The sequence below is a fragment of the Streptomyces capitiformicae genome, from assembly GCF_002214185.1.
Taxonomy (GTDB): domain Bacteria; phylum Actinomycetota; class Actinomycetes; order Streptomycetales; family Streptomycetaceae; genus Streptomyces; species Streptomyces capitiformicae.
In genome coordinates, this window is the sequence record NZ_CP022161.1 from 9,528,932 (window position 1) to 9,553,299 (window position 24,368).

General features: G+C 71.6%; 17 protein-coding genes and 2 pseudogenes. 11 read left to right on the plus strand and 8 right to left on the minus strand.

The annotated features are described in order from the left end of the window. Nucleotides 1-743: 743 nt before the first annotated feature. Entirely contained in the window at nucleotides 744-1,463 is a 720-nt protein-coding gene (locus CES90_RS42835; RefSeq protein ID WP_189788418.1) for a hypothetical protein, read from the minus strand. After that, nucleotides 1,448-4,126 carry an AfsR/SARP family transcriptional regulator gene (locus CES90_RS42840; protein WP_189788417.1) on the minus strand — a complete coding sequence of 893 codons (2,679 nt, stop codon included), beginning with the start codon at nucleotides 4,124-4,126 and terminating at the stop codon, nucleotides 1,448-1,450. Before CES90_RS42840 ends, CES90_RS42835 begins: the two co-directional genes overlap by 16 nt. A 237-nt stretch (nucleotides 4,127-4,363) precedes the next feature. On the opposite strand from CES90_RS42840, the gene CES90_RS42845 reads away from it, so the two are divergent. Next, the gene (locus tag CES90_RS42845) at nucleotides 4,364-4,906 is read left to right on the plus strand and encodes an RICIN domain-containing protein (protein ID WP_189788416.1); all 543 of its coding nucleotides are present in this window, start codon (nucleotides 4,364-4,366) and stop codon (nucleotides 4,904-4,906) included. On the opposite strand, the gene CES90_RS42850 is transcribed toward CES90_RS42845, so the two are convergent. Next, nucleotides 4,893-5,423: a hypothetical protein gene (locus CES90_RS42850; RefSeq protein ID WP_189788415.1), complete on the minus strand. Its 531-nt coding sequence runs from the start codon at nucleotides 5,421-5,423 to the stop codon at nucleotides 4,893-4,895. The two genes, CES90_RS42845 and CES90_RS42850, sit on opposite strands and share 14 nt — an antisense overlap. 294 nt (nucleotides 5,424-5,717) lie before the next feature. Between CES90_RS42850 and CES90_RS51475 the strand changes: the two genes are divergently transcribed. Both CES90_RS51475 and CES90_RS51480 read left to right on the plus strand, forming a co-directional pair. Beyond that, on the plus strand, nucleotides 5,718-6,023 hold the full coding sequence (locus CES90_RS51475; protein WP_268257087.1) for a transposase family protein: 306 nt from the start codon (nucleotides 5,718-5,720) through the stop codon (nucleotides 6,021-6,023). Beyond that, nucleotides 6,020-6,235 (plus strand): transposase family protein, encoded by a 216-nt coding sequence (locus CES90_RS51480; RefSeq protein WP_268257086.1) that lies wholly within the window; start codon nucleotides 6,020-6,022, stop codon nucleotides 6,233-6,235. Before CES90_RS51475 ends, CES90_RS51480 begins: the two co-directional genes overlap by 4 nt. A 144-nt stretch (nucleotides 6,236-6,379) precedes the next feature. Here the strand turns inward: CES90_RS51480 and CES90_RS42860 are convergent, their stop codons facing one another. Then, on the minus strand, nucleotides 6,380-7,549 hold the full coding sequence (locus CES90_RS42860) for a DUF418 domain-containing protein (protein WP_189788414.1): 1,170 nt from the start codon (nucleotides 7,547-7,549) through the stop codon (nucleotides 6,380-6,382). A gap of 210 nt (nucleotides 7,550-7,759) precedes the next feature. Here CES90_RS42860 and CES90_RS42865 point away from each other — a divergent pair, with 210 nt between their 5' ends. The 3 genes from CES90_RS42865 (at nucleotide 7,760) to CES90_RS42875 (ending at nucleotide 9,753) form a co-directional block, all read left to right on the plus strand. Further along, complete coding sequence (locus CES90_RS42865) at nucleotides 7,760-7,996, plus strand: hypothetical protein (protein ID WP_229914496.1); 237 nt, start codon at nucleotides 7,760-7,762, stop codon at nucleotides 7,994-7,996. Nucleotides 7,997-8,376: 380 nt separating this feature from the next. Beyond that, nucleotides 8,377-8,583 carry a helix-turn-helix domain-containing protein gene (locus CES90_RS42870; protein ID WP_373313629.1) on the plus strand — a complete coding sequence of 69 codons (207 nt, stop codon included), beginning with the start codon at nucleotides 8,377-8,379 and terminating at the stop codon, nucleotides 8,581-8,583. A 402-nt stretch (nucleotides 8,584-8,985) separates the two neighbouring features. After that, on the plus strand, nucleotides 8,986-9,753 hold the full coding sequence (locus tag CES90_RS42875) for a glycoside hydrolase family 12 protein (protein ID WP_189788412.1): 768 nt from the start codon (nucleotides 8,986-8,988) through the stop codon (nucleotides 9,751-9,753). 134 nt (nucleotides 9,754-9,887) lie between these two features. Here the strand turns inward: CES90_RS42875 and CES90_RS42880 are convergent, their stop codons facing one another. Further along, entirely contained in the window at nucleotides 9,888-10,535 is a 648-nt protein-coding gene (locus CES90_RS42880) for a hypothetical protein (protein ID WP_229914495.1), read from the minus strand. A gap of 230 nt (nucleotides 10,536-10,765) precedes the next feature. Here CES90_RS42880 and CES90_RS50665 point away from each other — a divergent pair. After that, nucleotides 10,766-11,008, plus strand: a pseudogene (locus CES90_RS50665) (IS3-like element ISMyma3 family transposase); the annotation flags it as partial. A gap of 324 nt (nucleotides 11,009-11,332) precedes the next feature. After that, on the plus strand, nucleotides 11,333-11,509 hold the full coding sequence (locus tag CES90_RS52235) for a hypothetical protein (RefSeq protein ID WP_373313628.1): 177 nt from the start codon (nucleotides 11,333-11,335) through the stop codon (nucleotides 11,507-11,509). Between the two features lie 139 nt (nucleotides 11,510-11,648). On the opposite strand, the gene CES90_RS42895 is transcribed toward CES90_RS52235, so the two are convergent. The 3 genes from CES90_RS42895 to CES90_RS42905 all read right to left on the minus strand — a co-directional run bounded on the left by CES90_RS42895 (nucleotide 11,649) and on the right by CES90_RS42905 (nucleotide 14,293). Then, nucleotides 11,649-12,158, minus strand: coding sequence for a hypothetical protein (locus tag CES90_RS42895; RefSeq protein WP_189788410.1), 510 nt, complete (start codon nucleotides 12,156-12,158; stop codon nucleotides 11,649-11,651). Nucleotides 12,159-12,374: 216 nt separating this feature from the next. After that, nucleotides 12,375-12,977: a response regulator transcription factor gene (locus tag CES90_RS42900; protein ID WP_189788409.1), complete on the minus strand. Its 603-nt coding sequence runs from the start codon at nucleotides 12,975-12,977 to the stop codon at nucleotides 12,375-12,377. Beyond that, complete coding sequence (locus CES90_RS42905) at nucleotides 12,974-14,293, minus strand: sensor histidine kinase (protein ID WP_229914494.1); 1,320 nt, start codon at nucleotides 14,291-14,293, stop codon at nucleotides 12,974-12,976. Before CES90_RS42905 ends, CES90_RS42900 begins: the two co-directional genes overlap by 4 nt. Nucleotides 14,294-14,451: 158 nt before the next feature. Here CES90_RS42905 and CES90_RS42910 point away from each other — a divergent pair, with 158 nt between their 5' ends. The 3 genes and pseudogenes from CES90_RS42910 (at nucleotide 14,452) to CES90_RS42920 (ending at nucleotide 24,138) form a co-directional block, all read left to right on the plus strand. After that, on the plus strand, nucleotides 14,452-15,045 hold the full coding sequence (locus CES90_RS42910) for a hypothetical protein (protein ID WP_189788408.1): 594 nt from the start codon (nucleotides 14,452-14,454) through the stop codon (nucleotides 15,043-15,045). Between the two features lie 82 nt (nucleotides 15,046-15,127). After that, nucleotides 15,128-22,942 (plus strand): annotated as a pseudogene (locus CES90_RS42915) (SDR family NAD(P)-dependent oxidoreductase); the annotation flags it as partial. 200 nt (nucleotides 22,943-23,142) lie between these two features. Continuing rightward, the gene (locus CES90_RS42920; RefSeq protein ID WP_229914490.1) at nucleotides 23,143-24,138 is read left to right on the plus strand and encodes a Gfo/Idh/MocA family protein; all 996 of its coding nucleotides are present in this window, start codon (nucleotides 23,143-23,145) and stop codon (nucleotides 24,136-24,138) included. Nucleotides 24,139-24,368 lie beyond the last annotated feature (230 nt).

A 24,368-nucleotide genomic window follows, 5' to 3' on the forward strand; every position in this document is an offset into this window, starting at 1 on the left:
CCCCGCTTCGCAGGGGCCCGCATTGCGTCGGTGCGGGCCCCCTCCTGTTGCCGCCTCGGGTCAGGACGTGGCGCATTGCTGGACGCTGGGAACGAGTCGGCGGGAGGAAACCGTCACTCGATCTCGGCCGCCGGTGAAGATCACGGCGATTTTCCGGGTGTGAGCCGGAGACGGAAGAGGACTGCCTTGAGATCGTGCAGGCCGCCGGCGGTGACAGGCGAGTTCACCCGCAGCCCCGGAACCGGCACGCTGGCCGTCTGCGCGCGAAGGAAGCGCGCGGCCGTCGTACGAGCGGCGGCCTTGCGCGGTGCCGGCGACAAAGTCCTGCGGGTCGGCCAAGGCGACGTCGGCACCGAAAGGCCTTGGCCTTCTCGAACCGGTCGGCGTTCAGGGCGGGGGGTGATCAGCCAGGCCCTGACCGGCCGCTGCTTGCCGGGCCGGCTCACTGCTGCTCCCCTTGCGGCGAATGCGGCACCCGGAAGGTGCCTGGTGCGAGGTCGGCTGGCGGTGGTGTCCTGGGCTGCGGCCCGGGCCTGGGTGATGCCCAGACGGGCAGGACTCGGTGCCGCCTGTCGATGATGTTCCCACCCGAAGGTGAGGCGGTCGACGATGGCGATATCACTCTGCGCCGGCACCGGGCGCGTCGCTCGGCGATCGACAAACCGGTGTCAGGACTCACTGATAAAGCCCGAGGGGCGTACGCCGTCGCGAAGGCACGTGGCCGGCCGCCCTGGCCGGGCCGTCTACCCGGCAGGATGTTCCTCGTCCAGGGCCTTGAGGGCGAAGAAGCGGGCGCCGCAGCCGTCGAAGAGGGTGCGGGCCCTGCTGAAGGTCGTGCGGGCCTCGTGGGGTCTGGCGAGGGTGTTCAGGGCACGGCCGGCCAGGAGGTGGGCCTGGCCGGCTGCGACCGGGTCGCCGACGGACGTGAAGAGTGCTGTGGCCGCCTTCGCATGGTCGAGGGCACATGCCGGGCTGGTGGAGAATAGTGCGTGGGCGCGTGCCGTGTGGGCGAGGTCTGTGCGCCGTGGTGGCGACCAAGGACGGATCTCCGATTGGGCGCGGTCGGCCCAGGACGCCGCCTCGTTCGGGCGCCCTAGCAGGGCCGCCGCCTCGGCGAGCAGGTTGTACCACACCATGCGGTCGATCGACGCGACGCCGACCGGCTCGGGGCGGTGCAGCGCGCCGGTCAGCATCTCGGTGCAGGTCGGCGGGTCACCCGTGTGCAGGGCGACGAACGCGAGCGGCCCGAAGACCATGCCGGCGAGGAACTCCCGGCGTCCGCCCGTGACCTCCATGACCTCCTCGCTGAGCCGCAACGCCAGGTCGAGGTCCCCTCGGAGGGCGGCGAGGTAGCACTGCCAGGCCGTCACGGTGGCCACGGACTGGCGGGAGCCCGAGAGTTCGGCCATGTCGCGTGCGTCCTGCGCGGACTCGCCGAGGTTGCCGGTCAGTCCGTGCCCCATGGCCAGCAGGATGCGGATCTGGCCGCCGAGAAGCGTCTGGCCGCTGCTGCGCGCGAGGTCGAGTGCCCGCCGCAGGTGCCGAACCGCGCTATGGAGCGTTCCTCGACGATCTCGGCGGTCGCGAGCCACACGGCCGAACACAGCAACTGGGTCAGTTCGCCGTCCGGCATCGCGTCCACCAGCGTGGCCGCCTCATCCAGCCGGCCCAGTGATTCCAGGTCGACCTCGCCGCCCCCCTGATCGGCCAGTACCCGTGCCGCCAGCGCGCCCGCCAGCAGCGGGCGTACCCCGGTACGGCGGGCGGCTTCCAACGCCTTTTCCGGCCAGTCCACGTCGTCGAGGTGTGCCTCCAGCCGATGGCCGATGGCCGATGGCCGATGGCCGATGGCCAGGGTCACCAGCAGCGTCGCGGTGGCGCGGGCGTCGTGCTGCGGGTGGTGCGCCAGCTCGGTGACCAGGAGTGCCTTGGCCTCGGCGTGGCGCCCCAGCAGCCGCTCGTTCGAGGCACACAGGCTCACCAGCGAGGCCCGGACCCCGCCGGCCTCGGCCGGCAGCAGCCGCAGCAGTTCGTAGATGGTCTCGCGGCTCTGCTCCAGTTGGCCGGTGAGGGCCAGCGCCTGCGCGCGCAGGCCCAGCAGGTCCAGCCGGACCGGCGCCATCTCGCCGTCGTGGGGCGCCAGGCGCAGTGCGGCGGCCAGCCACCGGGCGGCGGAGGCCGGGCTGCTGTGCAGGGCACCAAAGGCGGCTTCCCGCAGGACCGCTATGGCCTCCTGGTCGCCGCGGCGCGCCGAGCGTTCCACGTGGTGGGCCCGCTCGGCCGCCGAAGCACCGTGCTCGCGCAGCGCCGCGGCCGCACGGGCGTGGGCCGCGATACGCCAGCCGGGACCTGCCGTGTCATACACGACACGCCGTACGAGGGGATGGCGGAACCGGAACCGGTCGGTGTGCTGGATTGGGCGGAGCAGGTCGCGGGCCGTGAGGGTGTCCAGCGCCTTCAGTACGTCGTCGATGCCCAGGCCGGCCGTACGCGCCACCAGTTCGGGTTCGGCGGTGTCCGCGGCCACGGCCACTGTCTGGGCCACCAGTACCTCTGTCTCGGCGAGGGCGTCGAGCTCGGCGGTCAGCGCGGCCCGCACCTGGGCGGGCAGTTCCTCTCCGCCCGTCCGGTCGGGGTCGGCCTTCTTGGTGGCGGCCAGCGCGAGTACGTAGAACGGGTTTCCCCTGCCCGCCTGGTGGATTTCGCGTCGCCGCGCGCTGGCCAGCCGGGCGGGCAGCATCGCGTCGACGGCGTCGGGGCTGAGCGGGCCCAGGTCGACGGTCTCGACGAGGCCGTCCTTCAGGGCCCGTCCGAGTCCCTGGCGTAGTCGGCCGGACAGTTGCCGAGTCCGGTACGACACCGTCACCAGTACCTGTCCGCGCGGGGGATGGCGCAGGAGATGGTCCAGCAACTCGGCGGAGCCCTGGTCGTGCATGTCGTCGAGGACGAGCATCAGCCCTGCGGGTTCGGCCAGCGCCTCCAGCAGGGCCCGTACGGCGCGGTGCAGCCGGTAGCGCTCCGCGCCCAGCCCTTCGCGGGCGGCAACCGCCGCGGCCGCTTGCGGCAGCATGGGCAGAATGCCCCGGAGCAGGTCCACGTCATCGTCGGACAGGCCCCGCAGGCTCTGCGCTCCCAGGTCGGCGAACGCGTCGGCGACGATCCCGAAGGGCACCTGCTGCTCGAACTCCGTCGCCCGGCCCCACAGGACCACCCGGCCCGCCGAATGCGCCCGGCCCGCCAGCTCGGTCAGCAGCCGGGTCTTGCCGATCCCCGGATCCCGGGTGACCACCAGGAAGGGTGACGACGCCGAGTCAGCCAACAGCCCGTCCAGGACGGCCAGTTCCCGGTCCCGGCCCACCAGCGGCCGCCTGGGGCCGCTGGACACGCCTCGCGCGCAGACAGCTCGCGCACAGACGGATGCGGCCCGCGCGCAGCCGGGTGCGGCTTGGCCGGAAACGGGTGCGGTACCGCCTCGGATGTCGACGACGGATCCCGGCGGCGCCAGCGAAGGGTCCTGACGCAGGACCGCCGCCTCCAGCTCCCGCAGCGCGGGGCCCGGATCGATGCCGAGTTCGGTGGCCAGCCGGGTGCGTACCTCGCGCAGAACAACCAGTGCGTCGGCCTGGCGTCCCGACCGGTACAGCGCCAGCACCAGTTGCCCCTGGACCCGTTCGTCGAACGGGTGGTCAGCGGCTGCGTCCCGCAGCTGCGGCAGTACCCGCATGTGCTCGCCGAGTGCCAGGCGGGCGTCGGCCAGCGCACGACGGGCCTCCGACTCCAGCTCCGCCAGCCGGTCGGACTGCTCGGCGAGCCACGGCACCTCGGCCACGTCCACCAGCGGCCGCCCCCGCCACAACGCCAGCGCGGACCGCAGCAGCGCGGCAGCGGCGGCGGGGTCCGAGGAGTGCCGCGCGGTGCGCACGAGCCGCTCGGCGGCGCCCGCGTCGGTGTCCCACTCCAGCGCATAGCCCGGAAAACGGGCAGTGATCGCCGAACGGCCGCCGAGAACCCGGCGTAGATACGACACATGGCTCTGCACGGTGTTGATCCCGGTGGGCCGCCCGCTCCACGCCAGCTCGATCAGGCGGTCGGTGCTGACGACGTCGCCCGCGTGCAGCGCGAGCACCGCGAGGACCGCCTTGCGCCGTAACCCGGACAGCGGGCGCGGCTGCCCCTACACGACGACGTCCAGCGGCCCGAGCAGCCGGACCTGCATGAAACCCCCTTGTGACCTGGCGGTTTCAGCGAGAGGTCAGCTCGCTTTCAGCTCGTCCCGCCAGCGTTGGCGACACAGTACATGCCAAGCGAACGGGCGGAGCGCGGACCGGGCTCCGGCGGCACCGCCCACGAGAGGAGAACCACCATGACCCACCAGCGCAGACGCGTCGGCCTGGTCTTCGCCGCCACCGCGGCACTGTTGACGGGCGCCTCGGGGATGACGAACGCAGCCGCCGCCGGCCGGACCCTCGCAGCGGCCGCGGCCGACGGCAGCTACTTCAAGGTGATCCACAAGAGCGGCATGTGCCTGGACGTCAACGGCGCAAGCGTGACGGACGGCGCCATCCTCCAGCTCTACACCTGCAACGACGGGGACGGACAGAAGTGGACGTCGGTGCCCAATAGCGACGGCACCCACACGTTGCTGAACAAGAAGAGCGGCAAGTGCCTGGATGTGAGCAACGGCTCCACACAGGACAATGCCCAGATCTGGCAGTGGCCCTGCAACGGAGGCTCCGCCCAGCGCTGGAAGGCGCTGCCGGCGGGCCTGGGCTGGAACCAGCTGCAGGCACAGGTCAGCGGCAAGTGCCTGTCCCCCAAGGCCGGGGCCACCGCCCGGCGCACGCCCGCCGTGCAGTTCACCTGCAACGGGAGCACATCCCAGCACTGGCAGTTCACCGCGGTCTGACCGGCAGGAACCGGTTATAGAAGCCGGGGAACTCGACACCGGCACCAAGGACGTGCGAACCGAGGCACACATTCACCGCCTCGAAGGCGGGACGGTTGCGCTCACCGTAGACCGGATCCAGGACATCACGTGCGTTGGCGCCCGATTTCAAATTGCTCGCCGAGGTATCGATCGCCTTGAGCACCGTACGGAACTCTTCGGCGATGTCCGGCGGCGCGCTCGCCTGCATCGGCTCACCGGTCTCGGCGATCAAGGCGGCCTTCCTCCGCAGCTCTTTGAAGTCCAACGGCTCCCCTTCAATCGCCGCACCCACTTCGGCGCTGTAGGCAACGACGCCGACCTGGAAGGTCGACAGATTAAGGCAGAAGGCCGAGGTTGGCGTGGCGCTCGGGCGTGTGGTCGATGCGCTGGACGAGGCCGGGACCGATGCCGGTGGCGCAGCGTCCGGGGAACTGGAGCAGCCCGCCGTCATCAGCGCGGCGGCCATCGCGAGGATCCATCTGCGTGGGCCGGTCATGGGCGAAGGGTAGGCAACGGAGTCCGGGAGTGGTCCCAGCAGGAGACGACACCGGCGAAAGTGGAGCCGGTTCGAGGGCAGTTGCGCAAACCCGCCGACCGGGGCTGGATCTCGCCAACCGGCGCGGGACGCTGTCTGACTGGCTGTGACGTCGTCAATCGGCCCCTGTGTGGCGGCCCGAGAGTGACCCGATTCGTGAAGATCAATGACGGCACGAAGCGGCCCCGGCACGAGCGACTACACCTGTCCGGTGGGGCCAGCTGAAGCCGTCGCTCCACAAGCGGGATCGCCCGGATGGGCGGCGGCATCGTACTGCTGGACGGATCGGTGATTCGCACCCGGCGCAGAACCGGGAAAGCAAACCGGAACAACTACTCCGGCAAGAACAAATGGCACGGCCTGCTCGTGATCGCCCTCACCGACCACCGGGGCCGGCTGCTGTGGATCTCGGCGGCCCGCCCCGGGCGCACCTCGGACATCACCGCCTGCCGGCACAACAAGCTCACCCGGGAACTGCGGGAAGTCGGGCTCGGAGCCATCGCCGACCTGGGATTCGTCGGCCTCGACGACAGCGGCCCCGACACCGAAACCCCGCGGTGATCACCGGCTACAAGGCCGCCCGGAACCGGCCTCTGACGCGAGGCCAGAAGCAGTCCAACACAGCACTGGCGGCTGTCCGGGCACCCGTCGAGCACGGCTTCGCCCACCTCAGGAACTGGCGCGTCCTCGGCAAGGTACGCACCGCCCCCGCCTGGGCGACCGCCCTGGTCCGGGCCTTGCTGGTGCTCACGAACCGCGAAGTCGCCCGATGACCGACGATCTTCACCAAAGTCATCTGCCGGCGACCAGCACAAGCATCCCGATGCCCACACACACCAGCCCCGTCACCAGCAACTTCAGCTCGCACACCGCTCAGTGAGCGACTCTGTCGGGAGTGTGTGACTTGTCGGCAGAGGTCAGCGGCGCATCCGGGGACGCTCCGCGTTCGTGACGGCCCGCAGTACCCACTCGGCCGGGCCGTACCGGTACCGCGCGAGCCAGCGTCGGCTCAGCTCCAGTTGGACCACGAAGATACCGACGGCGACGACCGGCACGACCGCCGGCGGCGTGTCTCCGGTCAGCCCGAGCCCAACGCCGGTGAAGATCAGCACGCCCAGCAGAGACTGACCGAGATAGTTCGACAGCGCCATCTGGCCGGCTGGCGCGAGCGCCCGTGCCAGCCGGCCGCCGCGCGCGGTGGCGAACACCCGTAGCAGGGTCGCCACGTAGGCGCCGACCAGCAACGGCGCGGTCAGGATGCTCGCCGCCAGCCCGGCCAGGCCCACAGTGCCGCCGCCGATCGCGAACACCAGCGCGCCGGCGAGCCCGATCGGGTACCCGACCAGCTCCAGTCGGCGCAGCGCGACCGTGTGCCTGCCGATCCCGTCGGCGAGCAACTTCCGCCGGCCGGCGGCCAGCCCGACGAGGAACGCGGCAAGCGCGAGCGGACCCTGCACAGCAAGACTTCCGGCCATCGTCGGCAGCGAGCGCAGGTGCTCGCCGATCACCGAACCCAGGCCGCCGGCAAGCGCATCGGTCGACACGCGACCGCCGGCGAGCGCGGCGCCCTGGTCGGTAACCAATTCGACGCCAGCCAGCGCAGCCACGGCCATCCCGACCGCCATGACACCGACGATCGCCCCCGCGGCGATGACCGCGGTCCTCGGCTGGATCCGGTGCACGGCAAGCAGAACAAGGCCAAGCAGAGCGTAGGTGGTCAGGATGTCACCCTGGAACAGCAGCACCGCATGCAGGCCGCCGAGCACGAAAAGCCCGCCGAGCCGGCGGACGAACCGCGCGGTGAAGTCCGCGCCGGCACGGCCCGCGGCGGCCAGCTGCAAGGTAAAGCTGTAGCCGAACAGGAACGAGAACAGGAGGTAGAACTTCATCTCGAACAGCAACCGGACCCCGAACTCGACGGAGTCGTCCAGCCAGGAGCCATGCGCCGGATCGGCGACAAGATGGAACGGGTAGCCGGAGGCGAAGTACGCAAGGTTCACAACAAGGATGCCGAACAGCGCGAACCCGCGCAGCGCGTCGACATCAAGTAACCGGGGTTGGGTGCGCGGTCGCAGCGTTTCCGTCATGCAAGAACGCTAGGAACGGTGAGGGCGCGGCACGAGCCGGTGCGCCCGAGAATCCGTGGTGGGGCCAGCCCTACCGGTCGGGGCGGGGCCAGCCCTGCCGGTCGCCAGTCGACCCGCCGCGACCGACTCGCGTGTCCAACGTTCCCGACTCCCCACTCAGCGGGCGGTTACAAGGCGGCCCGCAACCGGCTGCTGCCCCGCAGCCAGAGATTGTCCAACACAGCGCTGGCCGCCGTCCGGGCGCCGGTCGAGTACGGCTTCGCTCTCCTGACGAACTGGCGCGCGCTCGGCAAGGTCCGCACCGACCGGAAATGGGCAACCTCCCTGGTCAGGGCCATGCTGGTCCTCACCAACCACGAAGCAGCCCGAAGACCGATGATCTTCACCGAAGTCATCAACCAACGACCAGCACGAATACCCCCAACCCCGCGTACACCAGACCGGTGACCAGCAACTTCACGATGCACACTGCTCAGTTCGGGCAGAGTGAGCCACCGGTTGGCCGGCCGGGCGGGCTCGTCGGCAGGCTGGGGCATGGCAGCGGTGGCGCCTTGGCAGTGGCCTCGCGGATGGCGGCAAACCAGAGGCGGGCGGATGGGCAGTGAGGGCGCACAACTCGAGGAGGCACATCGCGCGGCTTTGGCGGGATCCTTGGCGGTGACGGTCGCTGTGTGCCCGCCCGACGGGGCCCGTGTGGCGATTCCCCGGGCCATGTTCCGGACGCCGATGATGGTGATCTGCACAGGTGCAACGGTATGTGCGGCCGGGGACGACCGGTGGCACGCGCACCGTCTGGGTTAACGGTCAAGACCCTGGCCCGTGCGTGCATGGCTGCCACCGGACAGCTGGTGAAGCATGTGATCGATGCCCGTGTCGCGTTGGAGGTGCATCGGTTGCCGGCGCACACGGATGAGCCGGTGGCGATCATCGCCCGCCGTCTGAGTTTTCCCGACCCCACCAACTTCGGGAAGTTCTTCACCCGTCACATCGGCACGTGCCCCGGCACCTTCCGCCACATCCACCAGGGCCAGTAGCGGTTCCGTGAAGGCCAGGTGGCGGGCGCGGCCGAAGTTTTCGAAGCGCTTCGACAATGATGTCCGCAGGTGAAAGAAATGTGTCTTCCTGCGCAGAGTCTTGCTGTTCAGACGCCCCGTCATTACTGTCCGCAGACGCAAGCGCTTCGACACTTCGCACCCTGCGTCTGGCAAGCCCGTTGCTTGGAAGGTAAGGGGACCGAGCACCGTTCCCGCAGTTCTTCACTTCGCCCAGGGCCGGCCATCAAGCCGGTCAGTCGGCCAACTGCGCAAGCACCTCGGACGGGGCTGGGTCGCGCCGTCCCGAGCCCGGACTCGCCGACGAGCGACACCTCGCGGCGCCAGAGTCCGCCACCAGACCGGGGGGTCCGGAACAACCCATCGCCGTCCTTGGAGGGACACATGAGATGGCAAGCCCGTAAATCCATCAGCAGCAAGTCGGCCGGGTTCGGTCGGCTGGCCCTGATCGTCGCCGTGATCGTCGGGTTCCTGAGCTTCGCGTCTCCGGCGCAGGCCCAGGTGTACTCCACCTGCGACCGGTGGGGTCAGTACACCCAGGGCACCTGGACGATCTACAACAACATCTGGGGCGAAAACCACGGCACGCAGTGCCTGACCGTCAACAGCATCAAGTCCTGGTACGTCGATGCCAACCACTCCGGCGGCGGGATCAAGTCCTACCCGAACACCTCGGTCCGGCCCCAGACGCCGCTGTCGCAGTTGAACTCGGCGGGCTTCTGGTACAACACGTCGTCGACTCCCGTCGCCGGCGGTGACCACTGGAACTGGACGAGCGACATCTGGTCGGCCGGCAACCAGGACGAGATCATGGTCTTCACCAGCTGGTCCGGGGGGACGGCAGGCGGCTGGGGAAGGCAGATCGCGTCCAACGTGACCATCGGCGGCGTCCGGTACGCGTCGGTCTGGCAGGCCGATCCCGGCTGGAACGTCCTGCAGCTCATCCCCGCCCAGCAGAGCAACACCGGCACCATCGACGCCTCGGCGGTCTGGCGATGGGCCGCGTCGCAGAACCTCCTGCGCAACACCACCTTCGAAACGATGCAGTTCGGCCTCGAGATCACTTCGACCAGCGGCGTGCAGAAGCGGTACTCGCTGAACGCCTACAGCGCCTGGTGGAGCAACACCTCCGGCGGCGGATCAAGCATCTAGCCGCAATACGCGCGACACGACGGTGCACTCCGTCCGCGCATAGAGATGAACGCCGGAGCGATTCCCAAACGCAGACCTTTCCGCCGGGCCTCGAACGACAAATTCCGGCGGGAAGGTTTGCGGAGTCTTCGAATTCAGGCGGGGTGGATGTGGCCTCGGGCTCGGCGGGTGGTGACGCAGCGTCTGCGTGGGCGTTGGTTGGTGGGTTGCGGAAGCCGTGGGCGGCTCGCGCGGCGAGCGGCTGTTGTCCAACGGGAGACGGCCGGGACCAGGATGCCCACGAACTCGGGGATGGCCCGCCCCACGTACTGCTGTCGTACGGCGACACGGTCGGTGTCGACGGCCGACACCTTCTGAAGCGTCCCCGCGAGGTCGGCCCACCAGGAGTCCGGCAGCTGGAGGTCGTGCTGGAGGATCGGGTCGTCGGACAGGACCGGCTTGTCGACGCGCACCGACCGCTCCGCCCGGTAGGCGGTGCCGTCGTCGACGGCGTCGTGGACGGCCTGGAGAGCGGGCCGGTAGCCGTCGAGGTCGCCGAAGGCGTGCTGGGCATCGAGGGCGCCGTCCCACAGCTTCCCCGAGGCTTTGTCCTCCGGAGAGGACACCAACCGCAGCCACGCCGGTTGCCCGGCGGCGGTGCGGGCCGGGGCACCCAGGGTGCGCCCGGCCCAACCCCAGAACTCCGCGCCCGGCTCCACCTGGACGTCCAGGGCCTGCCCGGTGTGCGCGTGGTGGGCGCGCATGCGCTGTTCGGTGTCCGGGTCAGGGGGAGGCGAGTACACCAGTGATCTCCCGCAACTGGGCCGCGGTCAGGGAGGGTTGGGCGACGGCGTCGGACGCCTCCCTCCAGTGTGGCGCACTTGAGGCGGTGATGAGGGCGTCTGTCACTCCTGGGCATGACGCGACTGAACCGCTCCGGGTCTGATGGAGGCTCGATTCCCTGAGAGGATCGAGTCGTGGCACGTCCTTCCCCCCACCCCACCCTGCTGAGCTTCGTGAGCGTGCGGTGCGCATGGTCGCGGAGGTCCGTCCGAACTATCCGACCGAGTGGGCCGCGATGAAGGCAGTCGCGGCGAAGCTGGGCATCGGCGCAGCGGAAACGGTGCGGATGCGGGTCCGCAAGACGGAGGTGGACGCCGGTCAGCGGCCCGGCACGACGTCTGAGGAGGCCACGGAGATCAAGCGGCTGCGGGCCGAGAACGCCGAACTGCGGCGGGCCAACGAGATCTTGAAAGCGGGTCGGCTTTCTTCGCGTCAATGTCAGGATGTTGGAGACCGGCGGGCGTGCACGGGCCGAACTCGCCTGTGGTGGCTGGTCCTTGATGTGTCGCCCGCCGGTCGCAGTCCGTTCGGTGCGGTGTGGCTTGACAGGAGCGTGCCGCTGGCCCGATCGAGGCGGCCCCCGGCGGCGTGACCGCGGCCAACGCTCCGTTCAGCCAGGCGAGTTGATTCGTCACTCGGACGCGGGGTCGCAGGGCGGATTCAACCGGCCGAGCGAGGCAGCGCCGACGATGTAGGCGGCGGCGAGCAACACCTTGAAGGCGCCATCTACTCACTGTTCGGGAGCAAGAACGGCCTGGTGGTCGCCTTGGTCGCCGACTACCTGCGGCTGTACTACGAGGAGATCGAGCAGACGGTTCAGCGCGTGGCCGAGAACGTCGCCGCCGCACACCTCACCTTCACCCCTGAAGGGCTGGGTCTGATCGTCTCGCTCTGCCGAACGGCGCGGCCGGCGACCACTACCCCGCGCCGATGATGCCCGCCTGGTAAACCGGGCCCGCCACAGCGACGTGACAGCAAAAAAGGCTCACCCTGATGACACAGGGCGGACAGAGCACCACCGCCGCCCTGCGCCGCTCCCTGGCTCCCTGGACACTCCCATCCGGGGGGCGTCCTCAAAGCAGTTGTCGGTCTCGATGAACAGCAGCGGCAGCCCCACCTCCGGGGCGATGAGGACGATGTCCGCCCACGCATCTCCCACGCCGGGGTTCCTCCACGTGCCCGTCGCCAGGAGGGCGACCTCGGTGGCGTAGGAGGTGATGCTGCCGATCCCGTCGGGCGTGTCGACAGGCCTGGGCGGCCGCGATGGCTTCGGCCGGCTGCCCGGCCACCAGGTGAAGGTCCGGCTTCGGGCGGATCATCGCGATGGCCGTCTCGTTGACCGTCATCGCGTGCGAGGCGCCCGAGCGGCCCACGCTCTTGGGCATGCCGCCCATCTCCTCCTGCCCCCGGTCCAACTCGATCGCGGCGGAGGCCAGCCCGTCCTTGGTGAGCAGGCGCAGCTTCTCGCCCCCTCGGGTGCGGCCGCCGTCGACGGCGGCGGCGTAGATCGTTGAGCGCGCCGCATGGGAGGCGGTACGCGCCTCCTTCCGCTCGGCGCGCAAAGTCGCCCAAGACAGATACATGCCGCCCACGGACGGCAACAGCCGGCCAGCGTCTCGGCGATCCGCAGGTCGAAACGGACGGCGAGGCACACCGCCCCGATCATGCCGCCGACCGAGAGCACGAGATGGACCGCACCGCCCCGCCGAGTCCGCCCAGCAGTCTCCATGGCCGGATTCTCGGCGCGGGCGAACACCGGATGAGGGACATCGGCGGATCGGCCCCTCGGACGAGTGACGTCAGATCCAGCCCTGCTCCCAGGCGCGCTGGGCGGCCGCATGCCGGGTCGGGACGCCCAGCTTGGACATGGCGGAGGAGAGGTAGTTGCGAACCGTGCCGGACGCCAGGTGGACCTCCGCGGCGATGTCCGCGATCGAGGCGCCTTTGCGCGCGGCGCGCAGGATCTCCAGTTCGCGGCCGGTGAGCGGGCAGTCGTCCTCGGTCAGTGCGGAGGCGGCGATGTCCGGGTCCACATAGCGTCGGCCGGCGGCGATGTCGCGGATGATCTCGGCCAGCCGGGCCGCCGGGGTCGTCTTGGGGACGAAGCCCCGCACACCGGCGGCCAGGGCCCGGCGCAGTACGGCGGGTCGGGCGTGCCGGGTCACCAGGACGATCCGCGTGGGCAGTTCGGCCTGGATCTCCTCGGCGGCGCGCAGCCCGTCGGCGGGTGGCATCTCCAGGTCCAGGACGGCGATGTCGGGGCGGTGCTCGTGGGCCAGCCGTACCGCCTCGGTCGAGGTGGCCGCCTCGGCGACGACGGTGAGGTCCTGCTCCAGCCCGAGCAGGGCGGCCAGGGCGCTTCTGAGCAGGTCCTCGTCGTCGGCGATCAGCAGGCGGATCATCGGGCGGCTCCGTCCGTGGGCTTCAGTGACACCGGCGAGCTCGGCGATCGCGTGGATCTCCTCGACATGTGTGACTTCGGCGATCGCGTCGGCTCCGGTGATTCCGATGGCCGCGTAAGGTCCGGCGGCCTCACCGGCAGCGCGGCCGCGACCACGAAGCGGTCGCCGTCCTGGTGCCACGTCAGCTCGCCGCCCGCCGCCTCCAGCCGCTCGGCGAGCGATCGCAGTCCCGTGCCGTCGAGGCCGGCGGGATGCCCCTCGGCGCCGTCGTTGATCACCCGCAGGCGGGCGGAACCGTCCGCGATCCGGTAGTCGACCTCGGCGTAATCGGCCCGGCTGTGCCGGAGCACGTTGGTGGTGGCCTCCCGCATCACCCGACCGAGCAGGTGCCGGGCGGAGTCCGTGAGGCCGGGGGTCACGGCGGCGGGGTCGAGGTTCGTCCTCGCGTCGATGCCGGCCGCGGCAAGCACCCGCGTCGCGTTGCCGATCTCGTCGTCCAGCGACGTACGACGGTAGCCCTGCACCACGGCCCGCGTGTCGCTCAGGGCATCCACCGACAGCTGCCGTATCTCCTTCAACTCCGTGGCGGCGCGCGCCGGGTCCACCTCGACCAGCCGTGCCGCCAACTCGCTCTTCAGCGCGATGACCTGGAGGTGGTGGCCCTGGATGTCGTGCAGATCGGCGGCGAACCGCAGCCGCTCCTCCCTGACCGCCAGCTCCGCCTCCAGCCGCCGTGCCTCGTCCAGCCGCCGTGCCGTGTCCCAGGCCCACAGCGGGCCGAGCGTCACCCACGCCGTGAAGGCGACCAGCCCGGGCGGGAACAGTGCGGCGTACACCAACTCGCCGTCCCCCTCGACCAGACTGACCACTCCCCCGGGCAGCGGCGCGAGGACCACGGCGCCCGCGATCACCCCTCGCCTGCGGCGCGGCGGGAGATACGTGGCGACGATCGCCACGACGACGGCGGGCGCGACCGGCCAAAGCCCGTAGTCGCGCAGGGCCAGGGGGAAGGCCGCGAGCACGGCTCCGGCCACGCCGGCGGTGATCAGCAGACCCAGGGGCGGTTCGGAAGACGCGGCGTCCGGCACGGGGAGGAGCGCCAGCCGACGGCTCAGGAGTACGACGCTCGCCCACACCTCGACCGCCAGCGCCCCGGCGGCCGGGCCGCGGGCCCACAGCGGGACGTCACCGTCGAGGACCCAGGCGCCGACGAAGACGGCCAGGACACACACGGTCATGCCCGGCACGGTCCACCACGTGTAGCGCCGGAAGCTCGTCAGCCCCGCGGCCCGTCGATCGATCGCATCGTCCCCCACCGGGCCATTGTGGCCCAGGCCGCATGACAAATGTCATGCGCGGACGTGACAACTCCACGCGTGGGCACGGGGATTCGACACTACTGGCGGGCTTGGCGGGGGCGCAGGCTGAAGGGGTCCGAGAGATACCCCGTCCCGGTACCCAATGGAGGGTTCCCATGTCCACTCCTGCCCCGCACGCGACGGCGGACGGACCGCACGCGGCCACGATGCTCAAGCGGCGCTGGCCCACGGCCCTGGCCGTCGCATTCGTCGCACTCAACGTGATCGCGTCCGGATCGCAGGACGTGGCCGACGCCGTCGGCGGCTTCGCGGAGACCCTGCCGTTGCTGCCTCTGATCTACCTGGTCGTCCATCAGATCGGAAAGGCAGAGGCCACCTGGCCGGTGCTCGGAGCCGGGGTGGTGCTCGTGTTCGCTCTCCCCTTCCAGGACCTGGTCGCCCCGTCGACGGCCCTCGTCGCCCTCGCCGCGGCCGTCCTGGTCCGGGGCGCAGTTCTCGGGACCCCGCACGGGCGGCCCACCTTCGGGGTCCAGGCCCTCGGCGCGCTCGTCTTCTGCGGGCTCGCGCTGGCCGGGCTCGCGGTGGATCCGGACCTGGGCCGCTACCTGGTGGCGGCCGGCTGGTTCTTCCACGGTGTCTGGGACTTCGTGCACCTGCGGCTCGACAAGGTCGTCTCCCGTACGTTCGCCGAGTGGTGCGGAGTCATCGACGTACTCGTCGCCGTCCAACTGCTCTTTCTGGTCTATTGATCCGAAACGGTAGGTGTTCCGGGTCGTTGATCCCTGTGTGAGTGAACTGGTGGGGGACGCACGGCAGTTGTCGCCGCTCAACGGACAACAAGCACAGACGGTCGACCTCCCCACCTACGCCTTCCAACACCGCCGCTACTGGCTGGAGAAGACCACCCCAGCCCCGGCTCTCGACTCCCGCCGGCAGATCGACGCACGCTTCTGGGAAGCCGTCGAACGCGAAGACCTTGAAGCACTCGCCGAAACCCTGCAACTGCCTGGCAGCGAACCGCTCGCCGAGGTCCTGCCCGCGCTCTCGAACTGGCGCAAGCAGGAAGCCACCCGCTCGGCGATCGACGGCTGGCGCTACAAGGTGATCTGGAAAGCGATCGGTCGGAGCGCGAAGGCGCCACAGCTCACCGGCGACTGGCTGGTCGTCGTCCCGAGCGAGTACGAGGGCGGCCCTCACGCCGACCTCATCGCCTCCGCCTACCGGGGTCTGGCGGCCCACGGTGCCCGCCTCGTCACCGTCGAGGTGTCCGGCGGTGTCGACCGGGTCGGGCTGGCCTCCCTGGTGCGTTCCGCCATGAGCGGTGACAGGGATCCGGTGCAGCCGGTCGGTGTGCTGTCACTGCTCGCGCTGGACGAGTCCCCGTACACCCCGGGTAGTGCGCTCGACAGCGGGCTCGCCCTGAACGCCGCCTTGGTGCAGGCGCTCGGTGACGCCGGGGTCGGGGCGCCGTTGTGGATCGCCACGCGGGGTGCCGTGTCCACTGGGCGTGCCGACCGGCTGGTGGCACCCGCGCAGGCGCAGGCGTGGGGGCTTGGCCGGATCGCCGCGTTGGAGTATCCGCAGCGCTTCGGTGGGCTCGTCGATCTGCCGGCGGAGTTGGACGAGCGTGCCGTGGGCCGGTTGGTGGCCGTGCTGTCGGGTGCGGTCGAGGAGGACCAGGTCGCCGTACGGGGTTCCGGGCTCCTCGCCCGGCGTCTGGTGCGGGCCGGGCTGCCCGACGCGGTCCCTGGGGGCTGGGCGCCCAGTGGGACGGTGCTGGTGACCGGTGGGATCGGGGGCGTCGGGGCTCAGGTCGCCCGGCGGTTGGCCCACGCCCGCGGCGGTGCCGTACATCTGCTGCTGGTCGGGCGTCGGGGTGCGGAGGCGCCCGGGGCGGACGCGTTGGAGGCCGAGCTGACCGGGCTCGGTGCCCGGGTGACCGTCGCGGCCTGTGATGTCGCCGACCGCGATGAGCTCGCCGCGCTGCTGGCCGCCGTACCGGAGGACATGCCTCTCACCGCCGTGGTGCACGCGGCCGCGGTGCTCGACGACGGTGTGCTGGACGCGCTCACGCCCGAGCGGGCCGAGACGGTGCTGCGGCCCAAGGTGGCGGCGGCGCTGCTGCTGCACGAGCTGACCCGGGACCTCGATCTGTCGGCGTTCGTGCTGTTCTCCTCGCTCGCCGGGACCCTCGGTGGGCCCGGGCAGGGCAGTTACGCCGCCGCCAACACGTTCCTGGACGCGCTCGCGCGGCAGCGGCACGCCGACGGGTTGCCCGCGACGTCGGTCGCCTGGGGTGCCTGGGGCGGTGGTGGTCTGGCCTCCGGTGAGACGGGGGAACGGCTGGCGCGTACCGGGATGCCCGCCATGGACCCGGAGTCGGCGCTGACGGCGCTGGAGCAGGCCGTCATGGGCGACGAGCCCGTGCTGGCCGTGGCGGATGTGCGGTGGGAGACGTATGCGTTCGCGCACTCCGACGCCGTCGCGCCGGTGCTCGCGGACCTGCCGGAGGTGCGGGCGGCGGTGGCCGCGCGCACCGCGCCCGCGCCGGGTGGCGACGAGGACCACAACACGCTGACGGCGCGGCTCGCGGCGTTGCCGTATGAGGAGCGGCGGCGTGAACTGCTGGGTCTCGTACGGTCGTTGGCGGCGTCGGCGCTCGGGTTCCCCGGTGCCGAGGACGTCGACGAAGAGCGGGCCTTCCGTGACCTCGGCTTCGACTCGCTGACCGCGGTGGCGCTGCGCAACAGCGTCGCCGAGGCCACGGGACTGCGGCTGCCGGTGACGCTGGTCTTCGACCATCCGACCGCGACGGCGCTCGCCCGCAAGCTGCACCAGGAGCTGTTCGGGGAGGCGGATGCCGGAGTGGAGTCCACGCCGGCGGTTCCCGCGAGGGTGGTGGCGACGGACGACGATCCGATCGTCATCGTGTCGATGAGCTGCCGTTACCCGGGCGGGGCCGACAGCCCGGACGCGTTGTGGCGGTTGCTGGCGGAGGGCCGGGACGCCGTGTCGGCGTTCCCGGAGGACCGTGGCTGGGACCTCAAGGGGGCCTACGACCCGGATCCGGACCGCCCGGGGACCTTCTACGCCCGTGGCGGTGGATTCCTGTACGACGCCCACCACTTCGACCCGGAGTTCTTCGGGATGAGTCCGCGTGAGGCGCTGGCCGTCGATCCGCAGCAGCGGCTGCTCCTGGAGACGTCCTGGGAGGCGTTCGAGCGGGCCGGTGTCGATCCGGGTGTGCTGCGCGGCAGTGCGGTCGGGGTGTTCGTCGGCTCGAACTACCACGACTACGGCTCCCGGGTGCAGCACGCGCCCAAGGACTTCGAGGGCTATCTGGCGACGGGCAGCGCCGGCAGTGTGGCGTCCGGGCGGATCGCCTACACCTTCGGTCTGGAGGGCCCTGCCGTCACCGTCGACACCGCGTGCTCCTCGTCGCTGGTGGCCCTGCACATGGCCGCCCAGGCGCTGCGTTCGGGTGAGTGCACGATGGCGTTGGCTGGCGGGGTGACGGTGATCTCCTCGCTGGACACGTTCATCGAGTTCAGCAGGCAGCGGGCGCTGTCCGCGGACGGGCGCTGCAAGGCGTTCTCCGACGACGCCGACGGCGCCGGCTGGGCCGAGGGGGTCGGTGTGGTCCTGCTCGAGCGGCTGTCCGACGCCCGCCGCAACGGTCACCCGGTGCTCGCGGTGCTCGCCGGTTCCGCGGTGAACCAGGACGGTGCCAGCAACGGGCTGACCGCGCCGAGCGGACCCGCGCAGCAGCGGGTCATCCGGCAGGCCCTGGCGGCCGCCGGGCTGTCCCCGGCCGACGTGGACGCCGTCGAGGCGCATGGCACCGGTACCCGGCTGGGCGACCCGATCGAGGCGCAGGCGCTGCTGGCGACGTACGGGCAGGACCGTCCCGAGGACCGGCCGCTGCTGCTCGGCGCGCTGAAGTCCAACATCGGGCACAGCCAGGCCGCCGCCGGTGTCGGCGGTGTGATCAAGATGGTGCTGGCGATGCGGCACGGGACGCTGCCGCGCACCCTGCACGCCGACCGGCCGTCGGCGCAGATCGACTGGGCGGAGGGTGCCGTGTCCCTGCTGTCCGAGCCCGTTCAGTGGCCGGACACCGGCCGGCCGCGCCGGGCCGGGGTGTCGGCGTTCGGCATCAGTGGCACGAACGCCCACGTGATCCTGGAGCAGGCGCCGCCCGCCCAGCCGGAGACGCCGTCCGCCGAGAACGCCACATCGTCGGAGACGCCGCCCGCCGAGAACGCCACATCGTCGGAGACGCCGCCCGCCGAGAACGCCACATCGTCGGAGACGCCGCCCGCCGAGAACGCCACATCGTCGGAGACGCCGTCCGCCGAGAACGCCACGTCGTCGGAGGCGGCGCCCCTGACCGTCGTCTCCGGCGGCGTGGTCCCCTGGGTGTTGTCGGGGCGGAGCGCGGAGGCGCTGCGGGCCCAGGCCGCCCGGTTGCTCTCCCACCTCACCGATCCGCGACGGCAGGAAGGCGACGACGCCCCCGGTGACATCGCCTGCTCGCTCGCCCTGGGGCGGGCCGCGTTCGACCACCGGGCGGCCGTCGTCGGCCGGGACCGGGAGGAACTCCTCGCCGCGCTCGGGGCGTTGGCCGACGGCCGGGAGGCGCCGGGGCTGGTGCGCGGACAGCGGCGGCGCGGTGGACGTACCGCGTTCCTGTTCAGCGGGCAGGGCAGCCAGCGGCCGGGGATGGGGCGTGAACTGTACGCGGCGTACCCGGAGTTCGCCGACGCCCTCGACGCCGTGTGCGCCGAGTTCGACCGTGAGCTCGAACGGCCGTTGCGCGAGGTGCTGTTCGCCCCGGCCGGCACTCCGGAGGCCGAGCTGCTGGACCGTACCGCCTACACGCAGGCCGGGCTGTTCGCGCTCGAAGTGGCCCAGTTCCGGCTGCTGGAACACTGGGGGCTGTGGCCGGACGTCGTCGTCGGTCACTCGATCGGCGAGTTGGCCGCCGCCCATGTGGCCGGGGTGCTCGACCTCGGTGACGCCTGCCGGCTGGTCGCCGCGCGCGGCCGGCTGATGCAGGAGCTGCCGGACGGCGGCGCCATGGTGTCCGTCCAGGCCGGTGAGGCGGAGGTCGTCGAGGCGCTGCTCCCGTACGAGGGCCGGGTGTCCGTGGCCGCCGTCAACGGGCCGGTGTCCGTGGTCGTCTCGGGTGACGAGGACGCGGTGGCGGAGCTGGCCGAGGCGTGGCGGGCGGCCGGGCTGCGCACCAAGCGGCTGACGGTGTCGCACGCCTTCCACTCACCGCGCATGGAACCGATGCTGGACCGCTTCGCGGCCGTCGCCCGCGAGGTGACGTACGCGGCCCCGGCCCTGCCCGTCGTGTGCGACCTCACCGGTGAACTCGCCGACTCCGGGCAGCTGGAGGGTGCCGACTACTGGGTGCGGCATGTGCGCGGCACGGTCCGTTACGCCGACGCCGTCGCCACCCTCGAACGGCAGGGCGTCACGGCGTATGTCGAGCTGGGTCCCGACGGGATCCTCACCGCCATGACCCGTGACTGCCTCACCGACCCGGACGGCGCCGTCGTCGCCACGCCGCTGCTGCGCCGGGACCGGCCCGAGGAGGTGGCGCTGACCACGGCCCTCGCCACACTGCACACGTACGGCGTGAGCCCCGACTGGGCGCGGTACTTCGCCGGGCGGGCGGCGCGCCGGGCCGAGCTGCCGACGTACGCCTTCCAGCGCGACCGGTACTGGCTCGACGCGGCCCCGCGCACCCCGGACCTCGCCTCGGCCGGGCTGGCCGACGGGGCGCATCCGCTGCTGGGCGCGGGCACCGCGCTCGCCGGCGGTGACGGGTATCTGCTCACCGGGCGGCTGTCGCTCGGCAGCCACCCCTGGCTGACCGACCACAGGGTGTCCGGTACGGCGATCCTGCCCGGCACGGCCTTCCTCGAACTGGCGTTGCTGGCCGCCGACCGGGTGGGCTGCGCCACCGTGGACGAACTCACGCTGGAGGCACCGCTCGTCCTGCCCGAACACGGCTCCGTCCACCTCCAGGTCACCGTCGGTGAACCCGGCGCACAGGGGGCGCGCGGTGTGACCGTGCACTCCCGCCCTGACGACGCGGCGGACGACGAGCCCTGGACCCGGCACGCCCTCGGACAGCTCACCCCGGCGGGCCCCGGCACGGCACCGGTCGACGACGTCCCGCCGGTCCCGTGGCCGCCGCGGGGTGCCGAGCCGGTCGCCGTGGACGAGCTGTACGACCGGTTCGCCGCGAACGGCTTCGCGTACGGGCCCGTCTTCCAGGGGCTGACCGCCGCCTGGAGGCTCGGGGAGGAGGTGTACGCGGAGGTCGAGCTGCCTGCCGAGGCCGCCGACGACGCGGCCGGATACGGGCTGCATCCCGCGCTGCTGGACGCCGCCCTGCAGACGGTCGGGCTGACCGCCTCCGCCGCGTCCGGCGGCGGGCTCATGCCGTTCAGCTGGTCCGGCGTACGGCTGCACGCGGCGGGTGCCGGCGCACTGCGGACGCGTCTCGCCCCGGCGGGACCCGACACGGTGGCGCTGCGGGTCACCGACCCGGAGGGCCGGGCCGTCGCCACGGTGGCCGGGCTGACGCTGCGTCCGCTGCCCGCCGGGCAGGTGGGCGACGCGCGTACTGCCGCCCGGCATCTGCACGAGCTGGAATGGGTGACCCCGGCCGATGCCCCGGCCCGTGCCGCGATCGGCGGTCTCGTCGTCCTGGACGGTGACGGCGATCCCGCCCTCGGGCAGGCCCTCACCACCACCGGGATCGCCGCCACCCACCACACCGACCTGGCCGCCCTCGCGCGTGCCGTCGCCGCCGGTGACGTGCCCGTGCCGGGGACGGTGCTGGCCGCCGTACCGGTTCCCGGGGACGGCTGCGCCGGGCCCGCGGAGGACGCCGATCCGGCGGCCGCGGTGCGGCAGGTGACCGGGCGGGTGCTGCGGCTGCTCCAGGGGTGGCTCGCCGAGGACACGTTCAACGCCACCCGGTTGGTGCTGGTCACCCGGCACGCCATGTCCGTGCACGACGGGGACCGGGCGCCCGATCCGGTGGCCGCGGCCGTCTGGGGGCTGGTGCGGACGGCGCAGTCCGAGAACCCGGAGCGGTTCGTGCTCCTCGACTGGGACGGTGCGCAGGAGTCGTACGGGGCGCTGCTTCCCGCGGCCCGGCACGACGAGCCCCAGGTCGCGCTGCGCAAGGGTGAGTCGCGGGTGCCGAGGCTGGTCCGTATGCGGCTGACCGAGTTCACCGAGTTCACCGATGCCACGCCGGGTGCGCTGCTCGACCCGGACGGAACCGTTCTGGTCACCGGCGCCACCGGTGCGCTCGGTGGTCTTGTCGCCCGCCATCTGGTCACCCGGCACGGTGCCCGGCATCTGCTGCTGGCCGGGCGTCGTGGCCCGGACGCGCCCGGTGCCCGGGAACTCGTCGACGAACTGACCGGGCTCGGCGCCCAGGTCGACCTCGTCGCCTGTGACACCTCGGACCGTGCGGCCCTGGCCGCCCTGCTCGCCGGTGTGCCCGCCGGGCACCCGCTCACCGCCGTGGTGCACACCGCGGGTGTCCTCGACGACGGTGTCATCGGCTCCCTCACCCAGGAACGGCTCGACACCGTGCTCGCCGCCAAGGTCGACACCGCGCTGCATCTGCACGAGTTGACCCGGGACAGCGAGTTGCGCGGCTTCGTGGTGTTCTCCTCGCTGGCCGGCATCTTCGGCGGCTCCGGGCAGGGCAACTACGCGGCGGCCAACGCGTTCCTCGACGCCTTCGCCCGGCAGCGGCGCGCCCACGGCCTGCCCGCCCAGTCGCTGGCATGGGGGCTGTGGGAGCAGCGGTCGGCGATGACGGGCAAGCTCGACGAGGCCGACCTGCTGCGGATGGCGCGCGGCGGGGTGGTGCCGATGACGTCGGAGCAGGCACTCGGCCTGTTCGACGCCGCCGTCGCGGTCGACCGGCCCCTGCTGGTCCCGGCCCGGTTCGACACGGCCGGGCTGCGGACGCCGGACGGAGAGGTCCCGCCCCTGCTGCGGTCCCTCGTCAAGCCGGCCGCCCAGCGCCGTTCCGGTGCCGCCGGTACGGGTCCCGTGCCTGCCGAGCGGCTGCGTGACAGGCTCGCGGAGCTGACCGCGGGCGAACGGCTCACGGTGCTGCTGGACGTCGTCCGGGACCAGGCGGCGGCGGTCCTCGGTTACGCCGACTCGGACGCCGTGGACCCCGAACGCGGCTTCCTGGAAATGGGGTTCGACTCGCTGACCGCCGTCGAACTGCGCAACCGGCTCCATGCCGCCACCGCGCTGCGGCTGCCGGCCACCCTGCTGTTCGACTACCCGACCCCGGCCGGGCTCGCCGAGCACCTGCGGGCGGAGCTGGAACCGTCGGCCGCCGCGGCCGTGGGGCCGGTGCTGGCCGAGCTAACCCGCCTGGAGGGCGCGTTGGGCGACATCGCCGACGACGACCCGATCCGTACCGCACTGGCGGAGCGGCTGCGCGGGCTGCTGTCCCGCCTGGACGGCGCCCACGGCGGCGAGGGTGGGGGCGCGGAGGCCTCGGCCCAGGCAGTCGAGGAGCGACTCGGCGCCGCCAGCGACGACGACCTCTTCGACTTCATCGACAAGCAGTTCGGAGGGGCGTAGCCGAGGGATCGGCATAGCCGACGGATCGGCATAGCCGACGGATCGGCATAGCCGACGGATCGGCATAGCCGACGGATCGGCGTATGGGGCAGGCCTGCCGGGGATCAGCTCGCCGGCAGGCCTGCCTGCCTCCAGGGCCGGGACAGTGAACCGGCCTGACCGTGCCAACCGGCACATCGGACGGAAGGAATCGGACGGGCATGGACATGGACGCGGCCGTGGCGGAGCGAGTGTTGAACGTCGGTGTGCTCGGCTGCGCGGCCATCGCGCAGCGCACCACCATCCCGGCGCTGGTCGCCGACCCGTCGGTGCGACTGGTCGCGGTGGCCAGCCGCAGCCGGGACAAGGCCGAGGCGGTGGCCCGCCGGTTCGGCTGTGCGGCGGTCACCGGCTATGCCGCGCTGCTGGCCCGCGACGACATCGACGCCGTGTACGTACCGCTGCCGCCGGCCCTGCACGCGGAGTGGATCGGGCGGGCGCTGGCGGCGGGCAAGCACGTACTGGCCGAGAAGCCGCTGTGCGTCGACGGGTCCGAGGCGGCCGAGCTGGTCGCCGCCGCCCACGCCGCCGACCGGCTGCTGATGGAGAACTTCGCGTTCCTCCACCACGGTCAGCACGACGCCGTACGGGCCCTTGTCGACGAGGGAGCGATCGGTGAACTCCGGCATGTCACCGCCGAGTTCGGGTTTCCGCCGCTGGCCGCGGACGACATCCGGTACGACCCGGGGCTGGGCGGGGGCGCGCTCCTGGACGCCGGTGTGTACACGTTGCGGGCGGCCAGCTTGTATCTGGGGCCGCGGGTATGGGTGCGCGGCGCGGTGCTGCGGGTCGATCCCGGTACCGGGGTGGATGTCGCCGGGGCTGCGCTGGTCGGGGACCCGGACGGGCGGACCGGTCAACTGGCGTTCGGCTTCGACCACTCGTACCGCTGTACGTGCACCCTGTGGGGCAGCGAGGGGAGCATCAGTCTCGACCGGGCGTTCACCGCGCCGCCGACGCTGCGGCCGGTGCTGCGGCTGCGGCGGCAGGACCATGTGGAGGAACGGACACTGCCCGCTGGGCACCAATTCGCCTCACTGGTGGCCGAGTTCGCCCGCAATGCTTTGCACGAAACCGACTTCAAAGGGCCGGCGGAGGACATCCTGCGACAAGCGGAGTTGGTGGACGAGGTACGGAGCGCGGCCGACGCGGAGTGAGTTACGCGGATAGATCCCTCGGCCACCGAGCGCGACTCAGAGCAATTCGGGCAGGAATCGGCCAATAAAACGTTTCAATCGGCTCGAATCCATTCGTTGGGCAGGGCGTCACATTGACTGGACATGTTTGATGGTTCAAGATTAATTCACGGCCTGAGAGCGCTTCCCCAGGCCGCACCCGCCCGCCGCGCCAGGCTTGCGACAGGAATGCGACAGGAATGCGACAGGAA

Coding starts and splice junctions, on each gene's coding strand:
- CES90_RS42835 (WP_189788418.1), bottom strand. CDS start 1,463: ATGGGGCACGGACTGACCGGCAACCTCGGCGAGTCCGCGCAGGACGCA.
- CES90_RS42845 (WP_189788416.1), top strand. CDS start 4,364: ATGACCCACCAGCGCAGACGCGTCGGCCTGGTCTTCGCCGCCACCGCG.
- CES90_RS42850 (WP_189788415.1), bottom strand. CDS start 5,423: ATGACCGGCCCACGCAGATGGATCCTCGCGATGGCCGCCGCGCTGATG.
- CES90_RS51475 (WP_268257087.1), top strand. CDS start 5,718: ATGGGCGGCGGCATCGTACTGCTGGACGGATCGGTGATTCGCACCCGG.
- CES90_RS42860 (WP_189788414.1), bottom strand. CDS start 7,549: ATGACGGAAACGCTGCGACCGCGCACCCAACCCCGGTTACTTGATGTC.
- CES90_RS42870 (WP_373313629.1), top strand. CDS start 8,377: ATGGCTGCCACCGGACAGCTGGTGAAGCATGTGATCGATGCCCGTGTC.
- CES90_RS42875 (WP_189788412.1), top strand. CDS start 8,986: ATGAGATGGCAAGCCCGTAAATCCATCAGCAGCAAGTCGGCCGGGTTC.
- CES90_RS42895 (WP_189788410.1), bottom strand. CDS start 12,158: ATGTATCTGTCTTGGGCGACTTTGCGCGCCGAGCGGAAGGAGGCGCGT.
- CES90_RS42900 (WP_189788409.1), bottom strand. CDS start 12,977: ATGATCCGCCTGCTGATCGCCGACGACGAGGACCTGCTCAGAAGCGCC.
- CES90_RS42910 (WP_189788408.1), top strand. CDS start 14,452: ATGTCCACTCCTGCCCCGCACGCGACGGCGGACGGACCGCACGCGGCC.
- CES90_RS42920 (WP_229914490.1), top strand. CDS start 23,143: ATGGACATGGACGCGGCCGTGGCGGAGCGAGTGTTGAACGTCGGTGTG.